Origin of the sequence: Streptomyces sp. NPDC058326 (assembly GCF_042879855.1) — a bacterium.
Classification (GTDB): domain Bacteria; phylum Actinomycetota; class Actinomycetes; order Streptomycetales; family Streptomycetaceae; genus Streptomyces.
Genome location: NZ_JBHVZO010000030.1, coordinates 7,653 through 15,967, shown reverse-complemented (window position 1 = coordinate 15,967; position 8,315 = coordinate 7,653). Strand labels below are relative to the sequence as shown.

At 72.4% G+C, this 8,315-nt stretch carries 11 protein-coding genes; 4 read left to right on the top strand and 7 right to left on the bottom strand.

Features of this window, described 5'->3' with window-relative positions; translation table 11 throughout:
- The 4 genes from ACFVYX_RS33505 to ACFVYX_RS33490 all read right to left on the bottom strand — a co-directional run.
- A partial coding sequence (locus ACFVYX_RS33505; RefSeq protein WP_389685259.1) for an ROK family protein occupies window positions 1-671 on the bottom strand: 671 nt, incomplete at its 3' end.
- A 200-nt stretch (window positions 672-871) separates the two neighbouring features.
- Window positions 872-1,114 (bottom strand): hypothetical protein, encoded by a 243-nt coding sequence (locus ACFVYX_RS33500; protein WP_389685258.1) that lies wholly within the window; start codon window positions 1,112-1,114, stop codon window positions 872-874.
- Window positions 1,111-1,746 carry a TNT domain-containing protein gene (locus ACFVYX_RS33495; protein WP_389685263.1) on the bottom strand — a complete coding sequence of 212 codons (636 nt, stop codon included), beginning with the start codon at window positions 1,744-1,746 and terminating at the stop codon, window positions 1,111-1,113. Before ACFVYX_RS33495 ends, ACFVYX_RS33500 begins: the two co-directional genes overlap by 4 nt.
- Before the next feature lie 160 nt (window positions 1,747-1,906).
- On the bottom strand, window positions 1,907-2,512 hold the full coding sequence (locus ACFVYX_RS33490; RefSeq protein ID WP_389685257.1) for a TetR/AcrR family transcriptional regulator: 606 nt from the start codon (window positions 2,510-2,512) through the stop codon (window positions 1,907-1,909).
- Window positions 2,513-2,627: 115 nt separating this feature from the next.
- Here ACFVYX_RS33490 and ACFVYX_RS33485 point away from each other — a divergent pair, with 115 nt between their 5' ends.
- Entirely contained in the window at window positions 2,628-3,779 is a 1,152-nt protein-coding gene (locus ACFVYX_RS33485; protein ID WP_389685256.1) for an acyl-CoA dehydrogenase family protein, read from the top strand.
- A 3-nt stretch (window positions 3,780-3,782) separates the two neighbouring features.
- Here the strand turns inward: ACFVYX_RS33485 and ACFVYX_RS33480 are convergent, their stop codons facing one another.
- The 3 genes from ACFVYX_RS33480 to ACFVYX_RS33470 all read right to left on the bottom strand — a co-directional run bounded on the left by ACFVYX_RS33480 (window position 3,783) and on the right by ACFVYX_RS33470 (window position 5,789).
- Window positions 3,783-4,418 (bottom strand): ankyrin repeat domain-containing protein, encoded by a 636-nt coding sequence (locus ACFVYX_RS33480; protein ID WP_389685255.1) that lies wholly within the window; start codon window positions 4,416-4,418, stop codon window positions 3,783-3,785.
- Between the two features lie 33 nt (window positions 4,419-4,451).
- On the bottom strand, window positions 4,452-5,018 hold the full coding sequence (locus ACFVYX_RS33475; RefSeq protein WP_389685261.1) for a heme-binding protein: 567 nt from the start codon (window positions 5,016-5,018) through the stop codon (window positions 4,452-4,454).
- A gap of 243 nt (window positions 5,019-5,261) precedes the next feature.
- The gene (locus tag ACFVYX_RS33470; protein WP_389685254.1) at window positions 5,262-5,789 is read right to left on the bottom strand and encodes a hypothetical protein; all 528 of its coding nucleotides are present in this window, start codon (window positions 5,787-5,789) and stop codon (window positions 5,262-5,264) included.
- A gap of 312 nt (window positions 5,790-6,101) precedes the next feature.
- Between ACFVYX_RS33470 and ACFVYX_RS33465 the strand changes: the two genes are divergently transcribed.
- From ACFVYX_RS33465 to ACFVYX_RS33455, 3 genes are all read left to right on the top strand, one after another.
- Window positions 6,102-6,863 (top strand): SDR family NAD(P)-dependent oxidoreductase, encoded by a 762-nt coding sequence (locus ACFVYX_RS33465; protein WP_389685253.1) that lies wholly within the window; start codon window positions 6,102-6,104, stop codon window positions 6,861-6,863.
- 124 nt (window positions 6,864-6,987) lie between these two features.
- A complete protein-coding gene (locus ACFVYX_RS33460; protein WP_389685252.1) occupies window positions 6,988-7,659 on the top strand; it encodes a TetR family transcriptional regulator in 672 nt (223 codons plus the stop codon).
- 134 nt (window positions 7,660-7,793) lie between these two features.
- Window positions 7,794-8,183, top strand: a complete 390-nt coding sequence (locus tag ACFVYX_RS33455) for a zinc ribbon domain-containing protein (protein ID WP_389685251.1) — start codon at window positions 7,794-7,796, stop codon at window positions 8,181-8,183.
- The last annotated feature ends 132 nt before the right edge of the window (window positions 8,184-8,315 follow it).

The following is an 8,315-nucleotide window of genomic DNA, read 5'->3' as shown; positions in this document are numbered from 1 at the left end:
TGCGCGCCCCGCCCCGCGCCGAACCACATCTCCGCCTGCCCGAGGGTCTTGGCGCCGTTGTCGATCCAGTACGGCACCTCGGCCGGCAGCTCCACGCTCTCCCGCAGCAGCCGCTCCAGGGGAACGCCGTCCCAGCCGACCGTCTGGCCGTGCACCACCGCGCCGTCCCCGCCGTCCCGCGCCACGATGCCCGGAACACCGACGCCCACACCGAGAAGCCGCTCCGCGGGCACGTCAGCGGCCCGCAGCACCTCCGCGATGCCCTCCCGGACATGACCGACGACCACGCCGACCTCGTACCGGTCGTGCGGCTGGGGTCCCTCGACCGTCAGGGGGCGCTCGGTCCGCGCGAGCTCGGTGAGGGTGAGGTCGAACAGCTCGATCCTGATCCGTGTCTCGCCGACGTCGACGCCGATCATGCAGCCGCTGCCCGGAGTGACCCGGAGCAGGGTGCGGGGGCGGCCGCCGGCCGAGTCGACGCTGCCGGCCTCCTCGACCAGGCCCTCCGCGACGAGCTCCGCGACGACGTTGCTGACCGAACCGGAGCTCAGACCGGTGGCGGGTCCGAGCGAGAAGCGGCTCATCGGCCCGTCGAAGTAGAGGCGTTGGAGGACGGCGGTGCGGTTCTCGCGTCGCAGGTCCCGCACGGTGCGGCCGTTCCGCATGGTCACTGGGCCCCCAGGTGAAGTAGTCCTGACCGCAACATACCGCTGCCGGGAGCCTGGAAGCACTCTTCTCTTGAGGTTTAAGTCACATCCTGAATTAAGCACCGCAGGGCTTCAGGGCCTGAACGCGGGAACACTTCGCCCACCCACTCTCGCAGACGGAGGACCACGCGTCGCGGAGAGGTGAGGACGAGCGGGAACGCCTCCTACGCGCCCAGCAGGCTCCGCAGGTGCGCGCAGGCGCCCGCCTCGGTGCCGTGCGCGGCGAGCGGCTCGTGCACGCCCCGCTCGTACACACCGGTCTCCCAGCCCGCCCCGCCCGGACCCGTCCGCAGATAGACGAAGTCGGGCGGGGTGGGCGCCGGTTCGTGGACGCCCTCGATCCAGTAATACGCCTCGGGCACCCCGGCCTCCCGGAGTGCCCGTTCCAGCGCGCGGCGGTCGGTCACGCGGGGACGCGCACCAGATAGCCGTTGTCGAGCAGCCACTTCACGTTCAGCCGCTGACCCTCGCCCGGGTCCAGGAAGGCCGGGTCCAGCTTGATCTGGCGGCCGCCGCCCGGCTGCTCGAACCAGGGCGCGATCGAGCCCTCCCAGACCACGAACGACCGCGTCACCTCGTAGAGGTGGTAGTCGCAGGGGAAGGCCGCGTCCCGCGTGTTGAGGTTCTGCGGGGGCAGCGCCCGCTCGGCGTAGGCGTCACCGGCCGGGGCGAGGAAGGAGCCGTACTCGGAGCCGAAGCGGTCCAGGCGCTCGCCCTCCGTCAGGAGCTCGGGCGCCTTGTCGACGGTGCCGTTGACCTCGCCGAAGCCGTCGTTCGGCGGGTACTTCCAGCCGCCGGTGCCGGCGGGACCCTCCCAGTACTTCTTGAGGAAGTCGGCGGACGAGAGCTGCCCGGTCCGCTGGTAGCGGTTGAGCAGCGGACCCACCGGATCCTGCCACGTCCTCGGCAGGTGCTTCGGGCCGAGCCGCTTGTCTCCCTTGAACTCCCCGGTGCAGGGGGCCGGGGGAGCGGCGGCGGGCTTCTCGGCCGGTGCGGCCTGCGCCGCGGGGGCCGCGGTGAGGACGGCGGTGACGCCCATGGCGGCGAGTACGGCACGGATCCTCGGGACGGTACGGCTGCGCTCCACGCGGAGGCCTCCCTGGGTGGGGTGGTCGTTGGCGCAGCACACAGTAGTGGATCGGATGCCCAGGGTGATCGAAAGAGGGTGTGGTCCGGCCGGATGGGCCCGCCCGGGGGCTTCAGGCCCTGCGGAGGCCGCTGAGGAGCAGCTCGGCCAGCTGTTCGTACGCTTCGGCGTCGGCCAGGCCCGTCGCCGCCGCGACCTGCCGCCGCTGGATGCGGACCATCACCGAGGAGATGACGTCGGCCGCGAAGGTCACATGGACCTCGCGGAAGGCCCCGGCGCGCACGCCCTCCTCGATGAGCTGCTGCACCCGGCCGGCCGCCGCGCGCGTGTTCCGTTCGTACACCTCCGCCGCCGGCTCGAACGCGGCGACGTCGTCGAAGAACTGCGGCGAGACCGGAGCCAGCTCGGCCGAAACCGCCCGGAGGTAGGCGGCGAGGCGCTCCGCCGGATCGGTCGCGGCGGCGAGGCCCGCCTCGACGCGGGCCGTGGCGCGCCGGAAGAAGTGCACGACCGCGGCCCGGACCAGCTGCTCCTTGCTGCCGGCGAGCCCGTAGAGGGTCCGCTTCGAACAGTGCAGGCGTGCGGCGAGGTCGTCGAGCGTCAGCCGGGCGAACCCCTCGCCGACCAGGAGGGCCACCAGCTCCTCGAAGAGGGCGGAACGGCGCGCCGCGCCGCGACCCGTGAGTTTCGGGGTGTCGGCGGCTCGGGTCTCGATCACCCGAACAGTATTCCAGGCCGTCCCTTCGGGGGGTTACGGCAACCTCCTTCTGCGCTACGCTAACCGGTACTGGAGTACCCTCCCCAGTACCACTTTGCGCGCCGCTGGAGTCGCCATGGATGTCGACCGCCTGCTTCCCACCCCCGAGGCAGCGGACCTCATCGCCCTCACCCGGGAGATCGCCGACAAGGAGCTCTCTCCGCGGGTGGACGAGTACGAGGCCACCGAGAGCTATCCCGAAGGGCTTTTCGCCACCCTCGGCGAGGCCGGGCTCCTCGGCCTGCCCTACCCCGAGGAGTACGGCGGCGGAGGCCAGCCGTACGAGGTCTACCTCCAGGTCCTCGAGGAGCTGGCCGCGCGCTGGGCCGCCGTCGCCGTCGCCACCAGCGTCCACACCCTCGCCTGCCACCCGCTGCACACCTTCGGCACCGCCGAGCAGAAGGAACGGTGGCTGCCCGCGATGCTGGAGGGCCGGACCGTCGGCGGCTACAGCCTCTCCGAGCCCCAGGCCGGCTCCGACGCCGCCGCGCTCACCTGCAAGGCCGAGCGCCAGGACGACGGCCGCTACCGCGTCACCGGCACCAAGGCCTGGATCACCCACGGCGGCAAGGCCGGGTTCTACGCGCTCTTCGCCCGTACCGCGCCCGGCAGCCACGGCGTCTCCTGCTTCCTCGCCCCCGGCGCCACCGAGGGCCTGAGTTTCGGCGCTCCCGAGCGCAAGATGGGCCTCCAGGCCGTGCCCACCACCTCCGCCTACTGGGACGGCGCGCTCCTCGAAGCCGACCGGCTCGTCGGGAACGAGGGCCAGGGCCTCCAGATCGCGTTCAGCGCCCTCGACAGCGGCCGGCTCGGCATCGCCGCCTGCGCCACGGGCCTCGCCCAGGCCGCCCTCGACGCCGCCGTCACCTACGCCAACGAGCGCACCACCTTCGGGCGCCGGATCGTCGACCACCAGGGCCTCGGCTTCCTCCTCGCCGACATGGCCGCGGCCGTCGACGCGGCCCGCGCCACCTACCTGGACGCGGCCCGCCGCCGCGACCTCGGCCGCCCCTTCAGCCGCCAGGCCAGCGCGGCCAAGCTCATCGCCACCGACACGGCGATGAAGGTCACGACGGACGCCGTCCAGGTCCTCGGCGGCTACGGGTACACCCGTGACTTCCCGGTCGAGCGCTATATGCGCGAAGCCAAGATCACCCAGATCTTCGAGGGCACCAACCAGATCCAGCGCCTGGTCATCAGCCGGGGGCTCTCCCTCGCGGAGAAGTAGGCGTCAGCGGCGGGACGGCGCCCGGGCTCCCCGCGCCCGGGCTCCCCGCGGCCGGGTGAGGAGGGCGGCGATCTCGGTGAGGCCGTGGCGGGTGGCGTGGTCCAGGGCCGTACGACCGTACGGATCCGGCAGCCCGGGATCCGCGCCCGCATCCAGGAGGAGCGCGACGACGTCCTGGTGGGGGCGGGCGCCCGAGCCGAGGATCACGGCCTCGAGGAGGGCCGTCCAGCCGAGGCGGTTGACGTGGTCGACGTCGATCGCGGTCTCGTCGAGAACCGCCCGGACGTACGCCACGTGACCCCGCTCGGCCGCGGGGATCAGGGCCGTACCGCCGTAGCGGTCGGTGATGCCCGGATCAGGGCCCGCGGGGAGCAGCGTGCGCATCATCGCGACGCTCCCCGTGACGCCGGTGACCAGCCACGGGCTGTCGCGGCGGTCGTCCTGGGCGTTCGGGTCCGCGCCCGCGGCGAGGAGGAGACGCGCGGCGGCGACGTGGTCGCGCAGGGCGGCACGCAGCAGCGGCGTGCGCCGGTGCCGGTCACGGGCGTCGACCCGGGCGCCCGCGGCGAGGGCCGCGCGCACGGCGTCCGTGTCACCGCTCGCGGCGGCTGCCAGGAGGGAGTCGTCGTGCGCGTTCATGGCGGACCTCCCCGTACGGGCGCGAGTGCCGGACTACTTGCCGAGGGAGGCGACGCCGGCCTGGGCGAACTTCTCGTCGAGGTCGCCGGAGGGGGCGCCGGCGACGCCGATGCCGGCGATGGGGGCGCCCTTGGCGGTGACGGGGGCGCCGCCGCCGAGGAAGAGGGTGCCAGGGATGTCCTTGAGGGTCGGGGCGTTGGCGAGGCGCTTGACGAGCTCGGAGGTCGGGGCGTTCCAGGAGACGGCGGTGTACGCCTTCTTGACGGCCGACTCGTAGGACTGCGGGCCGGCGCCGTCGCCGCGGAGGGTGACGATGGTGTTGCCGTTGCGGTCGACGACGGCGACGGAGACGCGCTGGTTCTCCTTCTCGGCGGCGTCCAGGGTCGCCTGCGCGGCCTTCGTCGCGGCCTCGATCGTCAGGTGCGTCGACCGCGTGGTGTTCTTGTTCCCGGCGTCCGCCCTGGCGGCGGCCGCGGCCGGGGCCGCCGCCGTGCTCTCGCCGGTGGCGCTGGCCGAGTAGGCACCGAAGCCGCCGAGGGCGAGCGCCGCGACGATCGCGCCACCGGTCACGACACGGGTGCGCGAGGAGGCCTTCTTCACGTGCTTCATGGGGTCTGCTCCAGGGAACTCGGGGAACCGCGGGGGCCGTCGGGGATCCGTGGCCCGCTTCCCTTCCATCCTGGGGTCGTTCCCCCGCGCCGCCGGTCGTCGTCCCGGCTGAGTCCGCCGCCCGTAACGGTGGACCCCGGGGTCATCCGATCGGTTGACCCCGGCCTGGCACCGGCCTCGCGGCGGGCGACGAAGCGCGTGTCGTCGCCCGCCGTCCGGCCGACCGACGGCGGATCAGACCTGCCAGAAGAAGCGGATGTACCCCGTCAGACGGGCCGTGACGTGATCGTGGTCGAGCAGGTTGACCTGGGCGCTCATCTGACCGCCGCCGGTCGCGTCCTCGTAGGTGCCCTCGCCGCGCAGGATCGAGAACGTGCCGGTCGGATAGACCATGGTGTCCGAGGTCAGCGGCGCGGTGAGGTGGTAGCTGATCTTGAACTTGTCACCGTCGGGTTCGGTGACCATCGCCGTCCCCTTGATCTCGTACTTGCCGGCGACGGTCGCGGTGCACGCGTCCTCGGTCTGCGTCCAGGTGCCGGTGACCGGCTTGCCGGTGGCCGTCCCCGTCCCGGTCACCTTGTAGCCGTCGCAGCCGACGGTGTCGGGATGCGTGGTCGCGACCACACCGAAGTTCGCGGTGATGTCGACCGTAGGCGGGTTCTCGATGGCGAACGAGGTGCCCGTCGTGCCCCCGACGATCAGCACCGCCGCGGCCGTCGTGCCCGCTATGCGTCCCGTCCACCGCTGGATCGTCCCTGTCATGTGCTCCCCCGTACCTGTGCACTCTGATGCCGCTGTTGCCAACGGGGCCTGCGTGAAGGCCTGTTCCGGGCAGTCTGGCCGACCGGTGGGCCTTCCGTCGAGGCATTCAGTCGATTGTCGTACTTTCGATGAGCGGGTCCGGGGCTTGCTTCCCCGCGAAGGCGCAGCTTCCGCTTCCGGGGCCGCGGCCTGCGGTTCTATGGTGGGCGGCGCAGACCGCGCGGACCGCGTGGTCCTCCGCGGGCACGCGCCCGATCCGGCGGCCAACCCGGCGGCAGGGGTCGCACCCGCACGACACGAACGAGGAGTTCCATGGACATCGCCGGCTCCGCCGCTCTCGTCACCGGCGCCGCTTCCGGTCTCGGCGCCGCCACCGCGGCGGCACTCGCCGCCCGGGGTGCCAGCGTCTACGGCCTCGACCTCGACAAGGCGGTGGCCGCCGCGGGGACGCTGCCCGAGGGCGTCCGGCTGTTCGCCGCCGACGTCACCGACGAGCGTCAGGTCCGCGAGGCCCTCGCCGCGATCGACACCGACGGCGCCGAACTGCGGCTCGCGGTGAACTGCGCGGGCATCGCCCCCTCCGCGCGCATCCTGGGCCGCAAGCGTCCGCACGACCTCGACCTGTTCCGGGCCGTGCTCGACGTCAACCTGCTCGGGACGTTCAACGTGATGCGGCTCGCCGCCGAGGCCATCGCCCGGCACGAGCCCGACGAGAACGGGCAGCGCGGTCTCGTCGTCAACACCGCTTCGATCGCGGCCTTCGAAGGGCAGGTCGGCCAGATCGCCTACGCCGCGTCGAAGGCCGGCGTCGCGGGCATGACCGTCACCGCCGCCCGTGACCTGGCGCAGTTCGGCATCCGGGTCGTCACCATCGCCCCCGGCATCGTCGACACCCCGATGATGGCCGGGTTCGGGGAGGACGTCAGGGCCGGTCTCGCCGCGAGCGTCACCTTCCCGCAGCGCCTCGCCCGCCCGGAGGAGTACGCCCGCCTGGTGACGATGGTCGCCGAGCACGACTACCTCAACGGCGAGACGATCCGCATGGACGGTGCTCTCCGCATGACCGCTCGCTGAGCCTCCGTACCCTCTTGACGGCACTCGGTGCCGGATTCCTCCGGCACCTAGTGCCGCACCGAGCCGTTCCCAATGTTAGGTTCGGCCCATGGGAACAGCGTCGACGAACTCCACGAAGCCAGCGATGCGGGACTCCCTCATCGCCGCCGCCTTCCGGCTCTTCCTCGAGCGTGGCTACGAGCAGACCACGGTCGACGACATCGTCACGCTCGCGGGCGTCGGCCGCAGGTCCTTCTTCCGGTACTTCCCGTCGAAGGAGGACGTGGTCTTCCCCGACCACGAGCAGTGCCTCGAGGACATGACCCGCTTTCTCGCGGCGAGCGCCGACTCCGACGACCCGATGGTCCGGGTCTGCGGCGCCGCCCGGCTCGTCATGCGGATGTACGCGGAGAACCCCACCTTCTCCGTCCAGCGCTACCGGCTCACCCGCGAGGTGGCCGGACTGCGCACGTACGAACTCTCGGTCGTCTGGCGGTACGAGAAGACCCTCGGCGACTATCTGCGCACCCGCTGGGCCGACCGGAGGGACGGCACCCTGCGCGCCAACGTGGCCGCCGCGGCCGTGGTCGCCGCCCACAACCACGCCCTGCGGCACTGGCTGCGCTCGGGCGGGGAGGGCGACCCGCTGGCCGAGGTCGACCGGGCCCTGGAGTTCGTCCGCGCCACCTGGAGCCCCGACGCGGTCGTGGACGCGCCGGCCGAGGAGACCGAGGACGTCGTGGTGGTGATCACCAAGCGGTCCACGCCCATGTGGCGCGTGGTGCGCGAGGTGGAGTCGAGCCTCGGCGAGGGCTGAGAGCGGACGGAAAAAACCCGCCCGGGGTTCCCGGTATCTCTAATTGAGGGAACTCAGGTCTTTATTTGATGGCACTCAGTGCCATATCTTTGCTCCATGCACGGTCGAGCCGCCGAGTGCAAGGAGAAGGCATCGTGTTCCACACGGGAATGAGGAGCGGGACCGCCGTCCGGGCCGCAGAGGAATCGGCCCCCGACGCCGAGCTCTACTTCCAGCGCTGCCGCTGGTGCCACACCACGACGTTCCAGCGACTGCTCTGTCCGACCTGCGGGTCGACCGAGCTCACCCCCCAACTCAGCGACGGCGAGGGCGTGATCTCCGTACGGCGCGGGGTCGCCGCGGCCGATGCCGACCTCTGGCCGGTGTACATGACGGAGGGGTTCACGGTCCGCTGCCGCGTCGACGGGCCCCTGCACGCCGTGCGCCCCGGCGTCCGGGTCAAGCTCTCCTCGGGTGTCGGTGTGACCGGCCGCAGGCCGGTCGTCCGGCTCTGCGAGGAGGTCCCGCTCGACGGCTGGATCTGAGACGGACAGCGGAAAGGGGCGGGTGGGGGGGGGCGGAGGGGCGCCACCCCCCCCCAAGGTAGGGGGGGGGGGGGGGCGGGCGCCGGGGCCCCCCGCCGGACGCCACGGAGGGCGCCCCCAAGAAACGGGCCC

Coding starts and splice junctions, on each gene's coding strand:
- ACFVYX_RS33495 (WP_389685263.1), bottom strand. CDS start 1,746: ATGGGCGTCACCGCCGTCCTCACCGCGGCCCCCGCGGCGCAGGCCGCA.
- ACFVYX_RS33485 (WP_389685256.1), top strand. CDS start 2,628: ATGGATGTCGACCGCCTGCTTCCCACCCCCGAGGCAGCGGACCTCATC.
- ACFVYX_RS33480 (WP_389685255.1), bottom strand. CDS start 4,418: ATGAACGCGCACGACGACTCCCTCCTGGCAGCCGCCGCGAGCGGTGAC.
- ACFVYX_RS33470 (WP_389685254.1), bottom strand. CDS start 5,789: ATGACAGGGACGATCCAGCGGTGGACGGGACGCATAGCGGGCACGACG.
- ACFVYX_RS33465 (WP_389685253.1), top strand. CDS start 6,102: ATGGACATCGCCGGCTCCGCCGCTCTCGTCACCGGCGCCGCTTCCGGT.
- ACFVYX_RS33460 (WP_389685252.1), top strand. CDS start 6,988: ATGCGGGACTCCCTCATCGCCGCCGCCTTCCGGCTCTTCCTCGAGCGT.